Raw genomic sequence first — 18,230 nt, forward strand, 5'->3', positions numbered from 1 at the left:
ATGTTACAACAAGAATCAAGGTTAAAGGTAGCCGATAATACTGGAGCCAAAGAAGTACTTACTATTAGAGTACTTGGTGGAACCAAAAGAAGATATGCTTCTCTTGGAGATAAAATTGTAGTTACAGTAAAAGAAGCTTCACCTTCAGGTACTGTAAAAAAAGGACAGGTTGCTACTGCAGTTGTAGTTAGAACCACCAAAGAAGTTCGTAGAGCTGATGGATCATATATCCGTTTTGATGACAACGCTTGCGTGTTATTGAACCCAACAGGAGAAATGATTGGAACACGTGTATTTGGGCCAGTTGCCCGTGAATTACGTGACAAGCAGTTTATGAAGATTGTTTCACTAGCACCTGAGGTGCTTTAAGACTCAAGATCATGAATAAAATTAAAATTAAAAAAGGGGATAAAGTTCGAGTAATCGCTGGAGCGCACAAAGGTGCCGAAGGTGAAGTAGCGAAAGTGTTACGTGACTCTAACAAAGCAATTGTTGAAGGTGTAAATCTTGTAAAGAAACACGCTAAGCCAAGTGCAGAAAACCCTCAAGGAGGAATTCAAGAAAAGGAAGCTCCAATACAAATTTCAAACCTTACTTTATTAACCGCTGATGGTCAAGCTACACGTGTAGGTTACCGTATGGAGGGAGATCAAAAAGTAAGATTTTCGAAAAAATCTAATGAAGTAATTTAGTTATGAGCTATCAACCAAGACTAAAGCAAGAATTTAACGATCGTATCGTTAGTGCCCTAACCGAGGAGTTTGGGTATAAGAATGTAATGCAAGTTCCAAACCTAGAGAAAATTGTTCTCAGCCGGGGTGTAGGAGCTGCAGTATCTGATAAAAAATTAATCGACTACGCAGTAGACGAGTTAACAACAATTACAGGACAAAAAGCCGTTTCTACAATTTCTAAGAAGGATGTTGCTTCTTTTAAATTACGTAAAGGAATGCCAATTGGTGCTAAAGTTACTTTAAGAGGTGACCGTATGTACGAATTCCTTGATCGTCTAGTAACTGTTGCTCTTCCACGAGTACGTGATTTTCAAGGAATTAAAGCTACTGGGTTCGACGGACGTGGTAACTACAACCTTGGAATAACAGAACAAATTATTTTTCCTGAAATCGACATCGATAAAGTAAACAAAATCAATGGTATGGATATTACCTTTGTTACTTCTGCTGGTACCGATAAAGAAGCGAAATCATTATTGAACAAATTGGGACTTCCCTTTAAAAAGAACTAGGATGGCTAAAGAATCAATGAAAGCTCGTGAAGTAAAAAGAGCTAAGACTGTTGCAAAATATGCTGAAAAGCGTAAAGCTATGAAAGAAGCTGGAGATTATGAAGGACTTCAAAAACTCCCAAAAAACGCATCGCCTATACGCATGCACAATCGTTGTAAATTAACCGGAAGACCTAAAGGATATATGCGTCAGTTTGGCATATCAAGGGTAACTTTTAGAGAAATGGCCAATAATGGTCTTATTCCAGGTGTAACTAAAGCCAGTTGGTAATAAAATAAGGAAGCTATGTATACAGATCCGTTAGCAGATTTTTTAACAAGAATTCGTAATGCAAGTGCAGCTGGTCACCGTGTGGTGAGCATCCCTGCCTCAAAAATAAAAAAAGAGATCACGAAGATTCTTTTCGATCAAGGATATATCCTTAGTTATAAGTTTGAAGAAACTGATAACAACCAAGGAAGCATTAAGATCGCATTGAAATATGATCAAACTACTAAACAACCTGTGATTAAAAAGATTCAAAGAATCAGTACACCTGGTCTACGTAAGTATGCTGGATCAACTGAACTTCCAAGAATTCTAAATGGTCTTGGTGTCTCAATCGTTTCAACTTCAAATGGTGTAATGACCGGGAAGCAAGCGAAGCAAGAAAAAGTAGGTGGTGAATTATTGTGTTACGTTTATTAAATCATAAAAGAAAAAAACAATGTCTAGAATTGGTAATAATCCGATCAGTATCACAGCCGGTGTAACGGTAGATATTCAAGCAGACAAAGTTGTCGTTAAAGGTAACTTAGGAGAACTCGAGCAAGATTACAGTGGAGTTTCTTTTGAAGTTTCTGACGACACCATCGTTGTTAAAAGGAATTCAGAATCCAAAGATCACAAAGCTAAACACGGTTTATATCGTGCATTAGTAGCCAACATGATTGAAGGTGTGTCTAAAGGATTTACAAAAGAATTAGAGTTGGTAGGTGTAGGATACCGCGCCAGTAACCAAGGGCAGAAATTAGATTTAGCTTTAGGTTTTTCTCACAACATCCTTTTGGACGTTGCTCCAGAGGTTAAAGTAGAAACTATTTCTGAAAAAGGAAAGAATCCAATCATCAAATTAACATCGTTCGATAAGCAATTAGTTGGTTTTGTTGCCGCTAAAATTAGATCGTTCCGACCACCAGAGCCTTACAAAGGTAAAGGAGTTAAATTTGTAGGTGAAGAATTAAGAAGAAAAGCAGGTAAATCTGCATAAGACAAAAGCAATGGCGTTAACTAAAGAAAAGAGAAGATTAAGAATCCGCATGCGTATTCGCAAGACCGTAAGTGGTACTACTGCGGCTCCACGTTTATCCGTGTACAGAAGTAATAAAGAAATTTATGCTCAATTAATTGATGATACCACTGGTAAAACAATAGTTGCTGCTTCTTCAAGAGATAAAGAAATTGAAAATAAAGATAACAAATCAAACACTGCTGTAGCTGTAGGTAAATTAGTTGCCGAAAAAGCTCTTAAAGCAGGTGTCACTAAGGTCACTTTTGACCGTGGAGGATACTTGTATCACGGACGTGTTAAATCTCTAGCTGAAGGTGCGCGTGAAGCTGGACTTAAATTCTAAATAGGAAGATGTTACAAAATTATAAAAACGTTGAGCTAGTAAAGCCAGGAGGTTTAGATCTTAAAGATCGTTTAGTTGGAGTACAACGTGTTACGAAAGTTACTAAAGGAGGTCGTGCATTTGGTTTTTCTGCCATCGTAGTCGTTGGAGATGAAAACGGAGTAGTAGGACAAGGTCTTGGTAAATCAAAAGAAGTTGCTGAAGCAATCTCAAAAGCAGTTGAAGATGCTAAGAAAAATTTAGTTCGAATTCCAATCGCTAAAGGAACTGTTCCTCACGAGCAAAAAGGAAAATTCGGTGGTGCACGTGTATTCTTGAAGCCAGCTTCAGAAGGTACAGGAGTTATTGCCGGTGGAGCTGTAAGATCGGTATTAGAGGCAGTAGGAGTACATAATGTACTTTCTAAATCTCAAGGATCTTCAAACCCTCACAATGTTGTGAAAGCTACATTTGACGCATTACTTCAATTAAGAAATGCTTCTACTGTTGCTCAACAACGTGGGATTTCATTAGATAAAGTTTTTAACGGATAATTTACCTTCAAATGGCTAAAGTAAAAGTAAAACAAGTAAAAAGTAGCATCAAGCGTCTTCAAAATCAGAAGCGTACACTTGAGGCGTTAGGTCTCCGTGGAATTGGTAAAGAAGTCATTCATGACGCAACACCAAACATCCTTGGAATGATAAAAAAAGTTGAACATTTAGTTTCCGTTTCGGAAGCCTAAAATCATAATAAAAATGAATTTAAGTAACTTACAACCTGCTTCTGGAGCGGTACAAAAAAATGCGAAACGTCTAGGACGTGGACAAGGATCTGGTAAAGGTGGTACTGCTGCTCGTGGTCACAAAGGAGCTAAATCTCGTTCTGGTTATTCAAGAAAACTTGGTTTTGAAGGAGGTCAAATGCCTTTACAACGTCGTCTTCCTAAGTTTGGATTTACAAACATTAACCGTAAGGACTATGCAGGAATCAATTTAGATACTTTACAAGCTCTAGTTGACGAAAAAAGAATTTCAGATTCAGTAGCTTTAGAGCAGATAGTTGAATTAAGATTAGCGACTAAGAATGATCTTGTTAAAATCCTAGGAAGAGGTACTTTAACAAGTGCTCTTAAGGTAACAGCACATAAATTTACAGCAACTGCAAAAGCCGCTATCGAAGCAGCTGGAGGTGAAGCTATAGAATTATAATATTAGAATGAAGAAGTTTATAGAAACCCTTGTTAATATATACAAAATTGAAGAATTGAGGAATCGAATCGGATTAACTTTAGGGATCCTTTTGATTTATCGTTTGGGAGCTCAAATTGTTCTACCTGGTATAGATTCTGTTCAGTTAGCAAGTTTGGCAAGTAGAACAGACGGGGGTGGTTTATTAGGAATCCTTAACGCTTTTACAGGAGGTGCATTTGCAAATGCTTCTGTTTTTGCCTTAGGAATTATGCCTTATATCTCCGCTTCGATTGTTGTTCAGTTAATGGGGATTGCTATTCCTTATCTTCAGAAACTTCAAAAAGAAGGAGAAAGTGGTCGTAAGACGATTAATCAGATAACACGATGGTTAACTATTGGTATTTGTATTGTTCAAGCTCCTGCTTATCTATTTGGATTAAGTGCTCTTGGAGTTCCAGATTCTGCATTTGTTATCGGTAAAGGACCTTTATTCATGTTTTCTTCTATTTCAATTCTAGTTACAGGTACTATTTTTGCTATGTGGCTTGGAGAGAAAATTACTGATAAAGGTATTGGTAATGGTATTTCATTACTTATTATGGTAGGAATCATTGCTACACTTCCATTATCCTTTGCTCAAGAGTTTGCAGCAAGAGTAACGGAAAACAACGGTGGTTTAATGATGATTTTAATTGAAATGATCCTTTGGGTTGTAGTAATCTTATTATCTATACTACTTGTATTAGCAGTAAGACAAATTCCAGTTCAGTATGCACGAAGAACAGCTGGTTCAGACTCTAGCTCTGCTGCTGTTGGATCAAGACAATACATTCCATTAAAATTAAATGCATCGGGTGTAATGCCGATCATATTTGCTCAAGCATTAATGTTTGCTCCGGCTTATGTTGGTGGTTTAATGGGTGATGATAGTTCAGTTGGAGTATGGATGGAAACGAATTTTCAAGACATTTTCGGCTTGTGGTACAATGTTGTATTTGCACTTTTAATTATAATTTTTACTTATTTTTACACTGCAATTACAGTCCCTACTAACAAAATGTCCGACGATCTAAAAAGAAGTGGTGGTTTTGTTCCGGGTATTCGCCCAGGAAATGAAACAAGTGATTTTCTTGACAACGTAATGTCACACATTACTTTTCCAGGATCATTATTCTTAGCCGGTCTAGCAGTTTTACCTGCGTTAGTGGTTAAGTTAATTGGAATGCAGCAAGGATGGGCTTTATTCTATGGAGGAACTTCCCTATTAATTATGGTAGGAGTTGCTATAGATACTATACAGCAAGTAAATTCTTATTTATTAAATCGCCATTACGATGGTTTAATGAAGTCAGGAAATAATCGTAAAAACGTAGCTTAGTATTATGGCAAAACAAGCAGCGATAGAACAAGAAGGATCAATCATAGAGGCACTCTCTAATGCAATGTTCCGAGTAGAATTAGAAAATGGACACGTGGTGACAGCACATATCTCTGGTAAAATGCGTTTGCATTATATTAAATTATTACCTGGAGATAAAGTTAAGTTAGAAATGAGTCCTTACGATCTTACGAAAGCAAGGATAACGTATAGATTTTAATATAAACAAAAGATGAAAGTAAGAGCATCAATCAAGAAAAGAAGCGCCGACTGTAAAATTGTTCGCAGAAACGGAACGCTTTATGTTATTAATAAAAAGAATCCTAGATTTAAACAAAGACAAGGATAAATTATGGCAAGAATATCAGGAGTAGACATTCCAAAGCAAAAACGTGGCGTAATCGCTTTGACCTATATCTTTGGAGTAGGAAGAAGCCGTGCCGAAAAGATTTTAGCAGAAGCTAAAGTAAGTGAAGACACAAAAGTAGCTGACTGGACTGATGAAGAAACCGGAGCAATTCGTGAGGCGATTGGAGCCTTTAAAATTGAAGGTGAATTACGTTCAGAAGTTCAATTAAACATCAAACGTTTGATGGATATTGGATGTTACAGAGGAATTCGTCACAGAGCTGGACTTCCTTTAAGAGGACAACGCACTAAGAATAACTCACGTACACGTAAAGGAAAACGTAAAACAGTTGCTAACAAAAAGAAAGCAACTAAATAATCTTTGACTATGGCTAAAACAGCAACTAAAAAAAGAAAAGTAATTGTTGAATCAGTTGGAGAGGCGCACATCACTGCATCTTTCAACAACATCATTATTTCATTGACTAACCGTAAAGGAGAAGTTATTTCTTGGTCGTCAGCAGGTAAAATGGGATTCCGAGGATCAAAGAAGAACACTCCTTATGCTGCTCAAACTGCAGCTGAAGATTGTGCTAAAGTAGCAAATGAGGCAGGTTTACGTCAAGTTAAAGTATACGTAAAAGGTCCAGGTAACGGAAGAGAATCTGCTATCAGAACACTACATAACAATGGTATCGAAGTTACAGAGATCATCGATGTTACTCCATTACCACATAACGGATGTCGTCCTCCGAAAAGAAGAAGAGTATAATTAATTATCAATCAGCAGAGGAATCCGTGTTATCGGAGGAGTTAGACCTTAATTCATAACACCCTTTGTTTAAAAACCAATATAATGGCAAGATATACCGGTCCAAAAACTAAAATCGCAAGAAAATTTGGGGAACCAATTTTCGGCGCTGACAAGTCGTTTGAAAAACGTAATTACCCTCCAGGGCAACACGGAAACACCCGTCGTCGTGGTAAGAAGTCAGAATATGCTATCCAATTAATGGAGAAGCAAAAAGCAAAATATTCTTATGGAATTTTGGAACGTCAGTTTCGTATTCTATTCGAACGAGCGAACCGAAGTAAAGGTGTAACCGGGGAAGTTCTTCTTCAATTATGCGAATCTCGTTTAGATAACGTTGTATATCGTTTAGGAATTGCTCCTACTCGTAGTGCAGCACGTCAATTAGTTTCTCACCGTCACATTACTGTAAATGGTTCTCTAAATAACATTCCATCTACACATATCAAAGCTGGTGATGTAATAGGAGTTCGTGAAAAATCTAAATCTTTAACAACGATTACTCATTCACTTGAGCGTAATTCATCTGTATACGAATGGTTAACATTTAACAACGAAACCTTAGAAGGAACCTTCGTTGCAACACCACTTCGTCTTCAAATACCTGAGAACATTAAAGAACAATTGATCGTAGAATTATACTCTAAATAATAACCACTGAAGTTTATACTTATGGCTATACTAAATTTTCAAAAACCTGACAAAGTTATTATGATCGATTCATCAGAATTCGAAGGAAAATTCGAATTCCGTCCTCTTGAACCAGGATATGGATTGACTGTTGGTAACGCACTTAGAAGAGTATTGCTTTCTTCGCTAGAAGGATTTGCAATAACTTCTGTTAAAATTGATAATATCGATCATGAGTTTTCTACTATTCCTGGAATTGTAGAAGATGTAACTGAGATTATCTTAAACCTGAAGCAAGTACGTTTCAAACGTCAAATCGAAGATTTGGATAATGAAAAGGTTACAATCGCTATTGGTGGACAAGAACAACTAAAAGCTGCTGATTTTCAGAAATTTATTTCTGGTTTTCAAGTTTTAAATCCAGATCTAGTAATCTGTAACTTAGAGAAAAGTGTTCAATTAAATATGGAACTTACGATTGAAAAAGGTCGTGGTTATGTTCCTGCTGAAGAGAACAAAAAAGCAAATGCTGAAATTGGTACTATTGCAATCGACTCTATTTATACTCCTGTTAAAAATGTTAAATTTAGCATCGAAAACTTCAGAGTAGAGCAGAAAACAGATTATGAAAAACTAGTTTTCGAAATCCTTACAGACGGTTCTATTCATCCAAAAGATGCATTAACAGAAGCAGCTAAGACCTTAATTCATCACTTCCTATTATTCTCAGATGAGAGAATTACACTTGAAGCTGACGAAATTGCTCAAGCAGAAACATATGATGAGGAATCATTACACATGCGTCAGTTGTTAAAGACTAAATTAATCGACATGGATCTTTCAGTTCGTGCATTAAATTGTCTTAAAGCGGCAGAGGTAGATACGTTAGGAGACCTCGTGTCTTATAACAAAAATGACCTTATGAAATTCAGAAACTTCGGTAAGAAATCACTTACAGAATTAGATGAACTAGTAGCTCTTAAAGGACTTACCTTCGGTATGAACCTTGCGAAGTACAAATTAGATAAAGACTAACCGACATTTTTATATAAAGTAAAATGAGACACGGAAAAAAAGTAATGCATTTAGGTAGAAAAACTGCCCATCGTAAGTCTATGCTCGCCAATATGGCATGTTCATTAATTGAACACAAAAGAATTAATACAACGGTAACTAAAGCGAAAGCTTTAAAAATGTTTATCGAACCTTTAGTAACAAAATCTAAAGACGATACTACTCACAACCGTAGAACAACATTTAGATACCTAAGAAACAAAGAAGCTGTTTCAACTTTATTCCGCGATATTGCGGTAAAAGTTGGTGATCGTCCTGGAGGTTATACTCGTATAATTAAATTAGGAAACCGTTTGGGTGATAACGCAGATATGGCTATGATCGAATTAGTTGATTTCAATGATGTTTATTCTAACAAAGAAGAAGCACCAAAGAAGACAACTCGTAGAAGTAGAGCCAAGAAAACTGAAACACCAGTTGCTGAAGCATCTGCTCCAGAAACTTCTTCTAACGAAGAAAAAAGTGAAGATTAACAGTGTTGATAATTACTAATTATTTCAAAGGATAAACATTCACTGTTTATCCTTTTTTTATGTTTATTTGTAAAAACTTTTATACCCTTTATGAAGTATCAAAAAAGAAAAGAAGCTATTGTATTGCTAGCAGATGGAACTACTTTTTTCGGAAAATCTATCGGAATTGAAGGAAGTTCATTCGGAGAAATTTGTTTTAATACCGGTATGACTGGTTACCAAGAAATATTTACTGACCCTTCTTATTATGGTCAGTTAATGGTAGCTGCAAATGCACATATTGGTAACTATGGGACTACACCAATTGATAACCAATCAGAGACTATTAAAATTTCGGGTTTAATCTGTAAAAATTTTAGTTTCCAACATACAAGACCGATCGGAACACAAGATCTTTTAGAGTATTTTAAATCTCAAAATGTAGTTGCTATATCTGATGTTGATACACGCGCACTCGTAAGTTATATTAGAGATAATGGAGCTATGAATGCAGTTGTAACCACAGAGATTGATCGATTAGAGGAATTGAAATCTCAGCTGGCAGATCAGCCCTCTATGGTTGGTTTAGAACTAGCGTCTAAGGTTTCTACAAAGGAACCTTATTATTACGGAAACCCAGATGCTAAATACAAAGTAGCTGCGGTAGATTTAGGTGTTAAGAAAAGTATATTAGATAATTTAGCGCTTCAAGATGTATATGTTAAGGTATTCCCTTACGATGCAAAATTTGAAGAGTTAGAAGCTTGGAATCCAAATGGATATTTTCTTTCAAACGGTCCTGGCGATCCAGAACCATTAAAAGAAGCTCAAGAGTTAGCAAAAGAGATAATCAAGCGCGATTTACCATTATTTGGAATTTGCCTTGGACACCAAGTAATAGCAATTGCTAATGGAGTTTCTACTTTTAAAATGTTTAATGGGCATCGAGGAATAAATCATCCGGTTTTAAATATTGAGACAGGTAAGGGAGAAATAACATCTCAAAACCATGGTTTTGCTGTGAATAAGGAAGAGGCTGAAAATCACCCAGATATTGAAATATCTCATGTTCATTTGAATGATAAAACCGTAGCAGGGCTTAAAATGAATAATAAAAAATGCTTTTCGGTACAATATCATCCAGAAGCATCACCTGGACCGAACGATTCCAAGTATTTATTCAGTAATTTCGTAAACAACTTTTAAATTAAATAAATTAAAACAACCAATATGAGTATCATAATTAGAGTTCACGCTAGACAAATTTTAGATTCTAGAGGGAATCCAACCGTTGAAGTCGACGTAGTTACAGACAATGGAATTTTAGGGAGAGCGGCTGTACCTTCAGGAGCTTCAACAGGAGAGCATGAAGCAGTAGAATTACGAGACGGCGGATCTGATTTTATGGGCAAGGGAGTTCGTAATGCAGTGGATAATGTAAATGGTCCGATTGCAGAACATGTAATTGGAACTTCAATTTTTGAGCAAAATAAAATTGATCAAATGATGATCGATTTAGATGGCACACCAAATAAATCTAAACTAGGAGCAAATGCTATTCTTGGTGTTTCTTTAGCAGTTGCAAAAGCGGCAGCTAACGAATTAGGTTTGCCTTTATATAGATATATAGGAGGAGTTAGTGCAAACACACTCCCAGTTCCTATGATGAACATAATAAATGGAGGTTCGCATTCAGATGCTCCGATTGCTTTTCAGGAATTTATGGTAATGCCTGTTATGGCTGAAACTTTTTCTCATGCTATGCAAATGGGGACAGAGATTTTTCATCACCTCAAAAAAGTTTTACACGATCGTGGATTAAGTACTGCAGTAGGAGACGAGGGTGGTTTTGCTCCAACCTTAGACGGAACTGAAGACGCTTTAGAAACAATTATTAAAGCAGTTGGAAATGCTGGGTATACTGCAGGAAAAGACGTTATGATTGCATTAGATTGTGCAGCAGCAGAATTTTATGAAAACGGTGTTTATGATTATACACTTTTCGAAGGTGATAAAGGAGTTAAAAGATCTTCTGAAGAGCAGGCTACTTATTTAGCAGAGTTAAGCGCTCAGTATCCGATCATATCCATTGAAGATGGAATGGATGAAAATGATTGGGAAGGATGGAAATCTCTAACTGAAAAAGTAGGAGATAAAGTTCAATTAGTAGGTGATGATTTATTTGTTACAAATGTTGAACGTCTTTCTAAAGGTATTCAAGAAAATATTGCAAATTCGATTCTTATTAAAGTAAACCAAATTGGAACTTTAACAGAAACAATAGCAGCTGTAAATATGGCACATAATGCTGGTTATACTTCCGTAATGTCTCACCGTTCAGGGGAAACAGAAGATAACACAATTGCAGATCTAGCAGTTGCATTAAATACAGGTCAAATTAAAACAGGTTCAGCTTCTAGAAGTGACCGTATGGCTAAGTATAATCAATTATTGCGTATAGAAGAAGAATTAGGTGAAGTAGCGTATTTCCCAAAGAAAAATGCTTTTAAAATCTAACGCATATACCAATAAATGTTAAAAGGGGCTTTAAGCCCCTTTTTTTATGCAAAAAATTGGACATAAATATGTAAATTTGCACTCTCATAAAAACGTAACACCATGGAAAAATCTATAAAATTTATTTACAAAGACGAAACTTTTGAATTCCCATTAGTTGGAGGGACTGAAAATGAATTAGGTATAGATATAAAAACCCTTCGAGCTTTAACAGGATTGGTTACTCTTGATCCAGGTTTTAAAAATTCAGGATCTTGTGAAAGTGGAGTTACTTTTTTAGACGGTGAAAAGGGTATTCTAAAATACAGAGGATATTCAATAGATGATTTAGCAAAAGGAGCTGATTTTCTTGAAGTAGCCTATTTATTGATTTTTGGCGAGCTTCCAACTTCTGCTCAATTAGAAAAGTTCCAGTCCGATATAAATGAAGAAGCTATTGTTGATGAAGATTTAAAGACAATACTTAAAAGTTTTCCAAAGACTGCCCATCCAATGGGAATTTTGGCGTCATTAACCTCTGCGTTAACAGCATTCAACCCTTCTTCTGTAGATGTTGGGTCAGAAGAAGAAATGTATCAAGCCATTGTTACAATTTTAGCTAAGTTCCCAATCTTAGTCGGTTGGACTCAAAGAAAGGTAAAAGGTCTTCCTTTGAACTATTATGATACTAAATTATCTTATGTAGATAATGTAGCGCAAATGATGTTCAAGAAACCTAATTCAGAATACACCTCTAACCCAATTGTTATAGAGGCATTAAATAAATTATTAATCCTTCATGCTGATCACGAGCAAAATTGTTCTACATCTACTGTTCGTATTGTAGGATCATCTCATGCAGGTTTGTTCGCGTCTATTTCCGCAGGTATTTCTGCATTATGGGGCCCACTTCACGGGGGTGCGAATCAGGCGGTTATCGAAATGCTTGAAGCGATTAAAGAAGATGGTGGAGACACGAAGAAGTTTATGGCTAAAGCTAAAGACAAAAGCGATCCATTCCGTTTGATGGGATTCGGACATCGTGTTTATAAAAACTTCGATCCTCGTGCAAAGATCATTAAGGTAGCTGCTGATGAAGTTCTTAATGAACTTGGAATTGTAGATCCTGTTCTTGATATCGCAAAAGGACTTGAGCAAGAAGCTCTTTCTGATTCTTATTTTGTAGATCGTAAGCTGTATCCTAACGTTGATTTTTATTCAGGAATTATATATAGAGCCCTAGGAATTCCTACCGAAATGTTTACGGTTATGTTTGCATTAGGTCGTTTACCAGGTTGGATAGCTCAATGGAAAGAAATGAGAGAGAATAATGAGCCTATTGGACGTCCAAGACAAATATATACTGGAGAAACAAATAAAGTCCTTAAAACTATCGAAAAGCGTTAATTAAGCTTTTTGTGTTTTCTGAGCAATATTTCTAATCATGCCTTTGAATATAAAGTAGTGAAAAGGTACTAGAGTGTACCAATACAATCTCCCCCAAACTCCACGTGGACGAAATGTAGCTGTTTGGTGTAGGGTAGACCCTTCAATTTTAAATTCAAGCCAAGCCTCACCGGGTAGTTTCATTTCTGCATAGAGTAGGAGCCTTCTTTCTTTTTTGTCTGCAAGAAGTACGCGCCAGAAATCTAATGAATCTCCTGTGAAAATTTTGTCAGGGTGTGTTCTTCCCCTTCTAAGTCCAACTCCACCGATAAGCTGATCTTGATACCCTCTTATTTTCCAGAGCCAATTTGCATAGTACCAACCTTGGTCACCACCAATTCTCCATAAGGTTTGTAAAGTTTTATCTATGTCAATATGTTCTATTTTCTGAGCATCTTTAAGGATTCCAAATCTAGGAACTTGAATGTATCTGCGGAGGTCTTTGGGTAATCTTCCGCTCACCATACTGTCTTTCCAGCTACTAATTACAGAATTCTGTTCAATTTTTTTGAAAGCCATTTCTATAGCTTCCGTGTAGGTGTACGGTTTGATTTTAAGAATGGATTGAAGTCTTGAGTCTTTTGCTACTACTTCCATTTTCATGCTATTTACTAATTGAACTGCTAGCGGATAGGAAGTAGATGTGACAAAATGAAGCCAGTAGGAAGATAATCTAGGGGTCATTATAGGAATGATCCATATCCAATTTTTGAATCCACGCGTTCGCGCATAAAGATGAAGCATTTCTTTGTATGTTAATACATTAGGGCCTCCGATATCGAAAGCATCATTTTGACATTTAGGATGCAGAAGAACACCGATCAGAAACTCCATTACAGTTCGAATTGCAATGGGTTGTGATTTTGTTTTAACCCATTTAGGGGTAATCATAAAAGGTAGTTTTTCACATAAATCTCTTATGATTTCAAAAGAGGCGCTTCCAGATCCTACAATGATTCCTGCTCTTAAGACAGTCAAATTAAAAGATGCGTTTTTTAGAATGTCTTCTACATTCTTTCGAGATCGCAAATGTTTTGATAGATTTTGATCATTTATAATTCCACTTAAATAAATAACTTGTTTTATTTGAGTGTTGGCGACTAAGAAACAGAAATTGGTTGCACATTTATTTTCCAAATCTTCAAAATCACCCTGAGTTGAGGACATGGAGTGAAGTAGATAATAAGCAACGTCAATATCATTTGGAATGGATTCCGCATCCTCAATATTTGCAAAATCTATTGTGATGATTTTGATTCTCTGAAGTAAATCATCGGCAACTGATAATCTTCTCGGGTCACGAACTGCACAAATTACTTCATGACCCGCTTCAAGTAGTTGCGGAAGTAGTCGCATTCCGATATATCCATTGGCACCAGTTAATAGAATTTTCATATTTTTTATAGTTCCTCTAATCGAGTTGGTAAAACATTGATTTTTTGAATATTAATTTTTTTAAAGTAGTCGTGTATGTTCTTTTCTGTAGCAGCGACTTTAATGCAATAATGGTCTTTGTACATTGAATATTCTTGTGCCTTTCCCTTGTATATTTTTAATTTGTAGTAGGGTATCACTAAAGCGTAAGTCTCTAAAATACTTCTAAAGCGCACAATAATACCCTTAGGACGTAATTCAACATTACAGCTGTCTAAATTATTATCGAGTACAAGTAGGTTGTGTATATCTATAGATGCGTGAGTAATTATAAGTTTTGGAGAACCAATACCTCCTAGTTTCCATCGTTCCCTGAGAGAAAAAGGAACTCCGACTTCATCGTCTATTTGTTTCTTTATTTTAGGTTCGTTATAGGAAACGTTTAAAAGCATTTTTTACTTTAAAGATAATGGATATCTATAAGACCTAATAATTTGTACATAATAATTATATTTGCCGAAATTGATTTATGAATACAATCTCAACACAATTAACGCCCACTTTAGAGAAGGTTATAAAAGAAACGTTTAACGCATCTGTTTCATCTTTTGAGTTTCAAGCGACCCGAAAGGAATTTAAAGGAGACATAACCTTGGTTGTGTTTGGTTTATTGCGTGTTTTGAAGGGGAACCCTGTCCAAATAGGAGAAACTATAGGAAAGGAGTTAGAAGAACGACTTCAATGGGTAACGGGCTACAATGTTGTAAAAGGATTTTTGAATATTGAAATATCAGATTCTTTTTTTATAAATGAATTGAAACAGATTACTTCGTCTAAGAATTATGGAAGGGTAGAATTAAATGATAACAGTCCATCAGTTCTTGTCGAGTATTCATCACCAAACACAAATAAACCTCTTCATTTAGGTCACGTTCGAAATAATCTTCTTGGTTATTCGGTTTCAAAAATTATTGAAGCAAGTGGAAGTAAGGTTGTTAAAACTCAAATAATTAACGACCGTGGAATTCATATTTGTAAATCTATGGTTGCGTGGAGCGAATTTGGGGCGGGAGAAACTCCTGAATCTTCTGGATTAAAAGGAGATAAACTTGTCGGAAACTACTACGTTTTATTTGATAAAAAGTACAAAGAAGAAATAGCACATTTAATAGGTGAAGGTCAATCAGAAGAAGAAGCCAAGGCAAACGCTCCTTTATTTGTAAAAGCTCAAGAGATGCTTCGTTTGTGGGAAGCTGGCGAAGAAGAGGTAGTGTCTCTGTGGAAAACTATGAATTCGTGGGTTTATAAAGGATTTGAAGCCACCTATAACACAATGGGAGTAACTTTTGATTCTTATTATTATGAAAGTGATACCTATTTATTAGGAAAAGATTTAATAGAAGATGGATTATCTCGTTCTATTTTTTATAAAAAAGAAGATGGTTCTGTATGGATCGATCTTTCCGAGGAAGGTTTAGACGAGAAGTTATTGTTAAGGTCAGATGGTACTGCAGTATATATGACACAAGATTTGGGTACTGCCTTACAGCGTTATCGAGACAACCCATCGATGACAGGTTTAGTTTATACGGTGGGTAATGAGCAAGATTACCATTTTCAGGTTCTGTTTTTAATTCTAAAGAAACTAGGGTATGATTGGGCACAGTCTTTATTTCATTTAAGTTATGGAATGGTTGATTTGCCTGAAGGAAAAATGAAAAGCCGAGAAGGAACTGTAGTAGATGCAGATGATCTTATGGTTGAGATGAAAAATACGGCTCAATCGATTGCAGAAGACTTGGGTAAATTGGATGGGCTTTCTTTAGAAGAAAAATCAAAACTATATCAATCAATAGGTTTAGGAGCATTGAAATATTTTATATTGAAGGTAGATCCTAAAAAACGTATTTTATTTGACCCTAAGAGTTCGGTAGATTTTGCTGGAAATACAGGCCCTTTTATTCAATATACATACGCACGTATTCAATCTATTTTAAGAAAGGCAACCGATTTAGAGGGAGCTATTGATGTCTCTTTAGAGCTTGACTCTAGAGAAAAAGAAATTATTAAACACTTAATGTTATATCCAAGTACAATTCAGCAGGCTGCTAAGGCTTATAGCCCAGCGGTTATAGCTAATTACAGTTATGATTTGGTTAAACTGTTTAATTCATTTTATCAAAACGTATCTATACTGGGAGAAGAAAATGAAGATGTGAAGGTATTGAGAGTTAGCCTGTCTTTAGAGGTTGCAGCTGTGCTTAAAGATTCTCTAAATTTATTGGGAATAGATGCACCAGTTAGAATGTAAAAAGAATGTCTTTAAACATAAAAAAAACCGCTCAAATGAGCGGTTTTCTTTGTTAAAGAATAAATATTCTTTATTATTTCTGAGAGTTAACAGCAAGGTTGTAAACAACTAAACCGAACCCGATTTTGTTAATTGCATCACCAATGTTGTAAATAACATCAAGGTTTAAGGCCATTCCGAAGAATTCACCTTCTGCACCATACCATCCTGCAGTTCCTGCCATGTATCCGATTGGGTAAATAGCCCATCCTATAACAACGAACTTAACTAAAGTGTTGTGAGCAGATTCTACTGCACCACCCGCAGCTTGAGCTAATTGTGCAGCTCCACCTTTCCATATTTCGTAAACTATAGCGAAATAAGCAGCACCTGAGATTGCACCCCATACAGCTGGTCCCATACCAGTCATGTAAACAGCTTCTCCAAGGTATCCTGTAACAAGCATGATAACAGATAAGAAAATCATTTTCCACATCAAGCTTCTGGTTGCACCAGCAGCTCTAAGAATAAGATAAAACTCAACACACATTAATGGTACTGTAAGGATCCAGTCTACATAACGGAAGAATGTTGGAGATTCTCCAATTGCAGCCCAATAATCACGCATGTACCAATAGTGAACAGCAGCTATGAATGTAATTAATCCAGAGATCAGGATTGAAGTTCTCCATTTGTTATCAAATGAATTCATTGATAGGAAGAAAAAAGCAGATGCAGCCATCATTGCCATACATCCAACGAAGAACGTGAAACCTACATAGTCGGTCGCCCCCATTGCTTTAATTTCTACCATTAAGCTTAAAAAATTTTCCATAATAATGTTAATTTATTTGTTTTTGTTTAGGTAAATTTATGTAAAAAAAAAATACTTAGTATAAATATTTGTCAAAAATTTAACCTAAAAATTGAAAATTCCTTGATTTTACAGAATAAAATTTATCAGATTACTATTATTTTAACACTTTTATTGATCCTATTAGGATACTTTCTTAATGCAAGTTTCACGGACTTTATAGCACTATTTTTTATTCTCACAGCTGGAATAATTCATGGGGCAAATGATATCCGTTTATTGCAGAAAAAATATCAAAGCACCCAATTCAATTTTTTTATAATGCTACTTTTATTTTACGTTTTTGTAGTTGTAGCAGGTGCAATTCTGTTTTTTTATGTTCCTTCTGCTGCCCTTATCTTTTTTATTTTGTTTAGTGGCTTTCATTTTGGTCAACAGCATTGGTCTTCTTACTTGAATCGAAAAAATAAAGAATCGTTTTTAAAACAAGTAGGTTATACTGTATATGGTTTGCTTGTGTTTGGTTTGTTGTTTAGTCTTCAAAGCTCAGATGTCTCTTTTGTTATTGAAAATATAACAGGAAAGGTCATCCATGAAGACGTTTACTATTACAGTGCTGTCTTTCTAATTTTATCCCATTGTATTTTATCTATTTTTCTTCCAGTGAGTTTCAAGGTTTTTGTAAAAGAATTAATAGTTCTGTTGTTGCTCGCGATTCTATTTGGAACAACGAGTCTACTGTTTTCATTTGGAGTTTATTTTGTTTTTTGGCACAGTATACCTTCAATTCGAGAACAATTAATTTATTTGGACGGGGAGGTGTCACTGAGAACTGTCAAGGGTTATGTCAGATCATCACTTGTATATTGGCTTTTTTCTTTAATTGGTTTATTCTTGTTTTACTATTATTTGGATCTTGATTCTGAGTATTTCGTTCCTTTATTTTTCACCTTTCTAGCTGCCATTACGTTTCCTCATACGGTAGTAATTGGGATGTTAAAAACAGAATAGATGATTAAATTCTGTATTAGAAAGCTCATTCAATTCCCTGAAAAAAAGTAAATTTGTATTAATAAATGTATATA

The 18,230-nt window shown here is 35.7% G+C and carries 26 protein-coding genes; 23 read left to right on the forward strand and 3 right to left on the reverse strand.

Features of this window, described 5'->3' with window-relative positions:
- From rplN to NG655_RS03480, 21 genes are all read left to right on the forward strand, one after another.
- The gene (gene rplN, locus NG655_RS03380; RefSeq protein WP_252157940.1) at nt 1-369 is read left to right on the forward strand and encodes a 50S ribosomal protein L14; all 369 of its coding nucleotides are present in this window, start codon (nt 1-3) and stop codon (nt 367-369) included.
- Between the two features lie 11 nt (nt 370-380).
- The gene (gene rplX / locus NG655_RS03385; RefSeq protein ID WP_252157941.1) at nt 381-692 is read left to right on the forward strand and encodes a 50S ribosomal protein L24; all 312 of its coding nucleotides are present in this window, start codon (nt 381-383) and stop codon (nt 690-692) included.
- A 2-nt stretch (nt 693-694) separates the two neighbouring features.
- Nucleotides 695-1,246, forward strand: coding sequence for a 50S ribosomal protein L5 (gene rplE, locus NG655_RS03390; RefSeq protein ID WP_252157942.1), 552 nt, complete (start codon nt 695-697; stop codon nt 1,244-1,246).
- A 1-nt stretch (nt 1,247) separates the two neighbouring features.
- A complete protein-coding gene (rpsN, locus tag NG655_RS03395; protein ID WP_252157943.1) occupies nt 1,248-1,517 on the forward strand; it encodes a 30S ribosomal protein S14 in 270 nt (89 codons plus the stop codon).
- A 15-nt stretch (nt 1,518-1,532) separates the two neighbouring features.
- On the forward strand, nt 1,533-1,934 hold the full coding sequence (gene rpsH / locus NG655_RS03400) for a 30S ribosomal protein S8 (RefSeq protein WP_252157944.1): 402 nt from the start codon (nt 1,533-1,535) through the stop codon (nt 1,932-1,934).
- 19 nt (nt 1,935-1,953) lie between these two features.
- Complete coding sequence (gene rplF, locus NG655_RS03405) at nt 1,954-2,496, forward strand: 50S ribosomal protein L6 (protein WP_252157945.1); 543 nt, start codon at nt 1,954-1,956, stop codon at nt 2,494-2,496.
- Nucleotides 2,497-2,506: 10 nt separating this feature from the next.
- On the forward strand, nt 2,507-2,860 hold the full coding sequence (rplR, locus tag NG655_RS03410; RefSeq protein WP_252157946.1) for a 50S ribosomal protein L18: 354 nt from the start codon (nt 2,507-2,509) through the stop codon (nt 2,858-2,860).
- 8 nt (nt 2,861-2,868) lie between these two features.
- The gene (gene rpsE, locus NG655_RS03415) at nt 2,869-3,393 is read left to right on the forward strand and encodes a 30S ribosomal protein S5 (protein ID WP_252157947.1); all 525 of its coding nucleotides are present in this window, start codon (nt 2,869-2,871) and stop codon (nt 3,391-3,393) included.
- Between the two features lie 11 nt (nt 3,394-3,404).
- Complete coding sequence (rpmD, locus tag NG655_RS03420) at nt 3,405-3,584, forward strand: 50S ribosomal protein L30 (protein ID WP_252157948.1); 180 nt, start codon at nt 3,405-3,407, stop codon at nt 3,582-3,584.
- Between the two features lie 13 nt (nt 3,585-3,597).
- The gene (gene rplO, locus NG655_RS03425; protein WP_252157949.1) at nt 3,598-4,050 is read left to right on the forward strand and encodes a 50S ribosomal protein L15; all 453 of its coding nucleotides are present in this window, start codon (nt 3,598-3,600) and stop codon (nt 4,048-4,050) included.
- Nucleotides 4,051-4,057: 7 nt separating this feature from the next.
- Nucleotides 4,058-5,410 carry a preprotein translocase subunit SecY gene (gene secY, locus NG655_RS03430; RefSeq protein ID WP_252157950.1) on the forward strand — a complete coding sequence of 451 codons (1,353 nt, stop codon included), beginning with the start codon at nt 4,058-4,060 and terminating at the stop codon, nt 5,408-5,410.
- Nucleotides 5,411-5,414: 4 nt separating this feature from the next.
- Nucleotides 5,415-5,630, forward strand: coding sequence for a translation initiation factor IF-1 (gene infA, locus NG655_RS03435; RefSeq protein WP_252157951.1), 216 nt, complete (start codon nt 5,415-5,417; stop codon nt 5,628-5,630).
- Between the two features lie 12 nt (nt 5,631-5,642).
- Nucleotides 5,643-5,759, forward strand: a complete 117-nt coding sequence (ykgO, locus tag NG655_RS03440) for a type B 50S ribosomal protein L36 (protein ID WP_252157952.1) — start codon at nt 5,643-5,645, stop codon at nt 5,757-5,759.
- A gap of 3 nt (nt 5,760-5,762) precedes the next feature.
- Nucleotides 5,763-6,137 carry a 30S ribosomal protein S13 gene (gene rpsM / locus NG655_RS03445; protein WP_252157953.1) on the forward strand — a complete coding sequence of 125 codons (375 nt, stop codon included), beginning with the start codon at nt 5,763-5,765 and terminating at the stop codon, nt 6,135-6,137.
- 9 nt (nt 6,138-6,146) lie between these two features.
- Nucleotides 6,147-6,530: a 30S ribosomal protein S11 gene (gene rpsK, locus NG655_RS03450; RefSeq protein WP_252157954.1), complete on the forward strand. Its 384-nt coding sequence runs from the start codon at nt 6,147-6,149 to the stop codon at nt 6,528-6,530.
- A gap of 84 nt (nt 6,531-6,614) precedes the next feature.
- Nucleotides 6,615-7,220, forward strand: a complete 606-nt coding sequence (gene rpsD / locus NG655_RS03455) for a 30S ribosomal protein S4 (RefSeq protein ID WP_252157955.1) — start codon at nt 6,615-6,617, stop codon at nt 7,218-7,220.
- A 21-nt stretch (nt 7,221-7,241) separates the two neighbouring features.
- Nucleotides 7,242-8,234, forward strand: a complete 993-nt coding sequence (locus tag NG655_RS03460; protein WP_252157956.1) for a DNA-directed RNA polymerase subunit alpha — start codon at nt 7,242-7,244, stop codon at nt 8,232-8,234.
- Nucleotides 8,235-8,257: 23 nt separating this feature from the next.
- The gene (gene rplQ / locus NG655_RS03465; protein WP_252157957.1) at nt 8,258-8,746 is read left to right on the forward strand and encodes a 50S ribosomal protein L17; all 489 of its coding nucleotides are present in this window, start codon (nt 8,258-8,260) and stop codon (nt 8,744-8,746) included.
- Between the two features lie 90 nt (nt 8,747-8,836).
- Entirely contained in the window at nt 8,837-9,931 is a 1,095-nt protein-coding gene (gene carA / locus NG655_RS03470; RefSeq protein WP_252157958.1) for a glutamine-hydrolyzing carbamoyl-phosphate synthase small subunit, read from the forward strand.
- Nucleotides 9,932-9,955: 24 nt separating this feature from the next.
- Nucleotides 9,956-11,242, forward strand: coding sequence for a phosphopyruvate hydratase (eno, locus tag NG655_RS03475; protein WP_252157959.1), 1,287 nt, complete (start codon nt 9,956-9,958; stop codon nt 11,240-11,242).
- Nucleotides 11,243-11,344: 102 nt separating this feature from the next.
- Nucleotides 11,345-12,628, forward strand: coding sequence for a citrate synthase (locus NG655_RS03480; RefSeq protein WP_252157960.1), 1,284 nt, complete (start codon nt 11,345-11,347; stop codon nt 12,626-12,628).
- Here the strand turns inward: NG655_RS03480 and NG655_RS03485 are convergent, their stop codons facing one another.
- Together NG655_RS03485 and NG655_RS03490 are read right to left on the reverse strand one after the other, a co-directional pair.
- Nucleotides 12,629-14,062 carry an SDR family oxidoreductase gene (locus tag NG655_RS03485; protein WP_252157961.1) on the reverse strand — a complete coding sequence of 478 codons (1,434 nt, stop codon included), beginning with the start codon at nt 14,060-14,062 and terminating at the stop codon, nt 12,629-12,631.
- 5 nt (nt 14,063-14,067) lie between these two features.
- A complete protein-coding gene (locus tag NG655_RS03490; protein ID WP_252157962.1) occupies nt 14,068-14,493 on the reverse strand; it encodes a hypothetical protein in 426 nt (141 codons plus the stop codon).
- Nucleotides 14,494-14,570: 77 nt separating this feature from the next.
- Between NG655_RS03490 and argS the strand changes: the two genes are divergently transcribed.
- A complete protein-coding gene (gene argS / locus NG655_RS03495; protein ID WP_252157963.1) occupies nt 14,571-16,352 on the forward strand; it encodes an arginine--tRNA ligase in 1,782 nt (593 codons plus the stop codon).
- A 73-nt stretch (nt 16,353-16,425) separates the two neighbouring features.
- On the opposite strand, the gene NG655_RS03500 is transcribed toward argS, so the two are convergent.
- The gene (locus NG655_RS03500; protein WP_252157964.1) at nt 16,426-17,166 is read right to left on the reverse strand and encodes a bacteriorhodopsin-like; all 741 of its coding nucleotides are present in this window, start codon (nt 17,164-17,166) and stop codon (nt 16,426-16,428) included.
- A 153-nt stretch (nt 17,167-17,319) separates the two neighbouring features.
- On the opposite strand from NG655_RS03500, the gene NG655_RS03505 reads away from it, so the two are divergent.
- Nucleotides 17,320-18,156 (forward strand): Brp/Blh family beta-carotene 15,15'-dioxygenase, encoded by an 837-nt coding sequence (locus tag NG655_RS03505; protein WP_252159077.1) that lies wholly within the window; start codon nt 17,320-17,322, stop codon nt 18,154-18,156.
- The last annotated feature ends 74 nt before the right edge of the window (nt 18,157-18,230 follow it).

This window comes from Candidatus Arcticimaribacter forsetii (assembly GCF_910589745.1).
Taxonomy (GTDB): domain Bacteria; phylum Bacteroidota; class Bacteroidia; order Flavobacteriales; family Flavobacteriaceae; genus Arcticimaribacter; species Arcticimaribacter forsetii.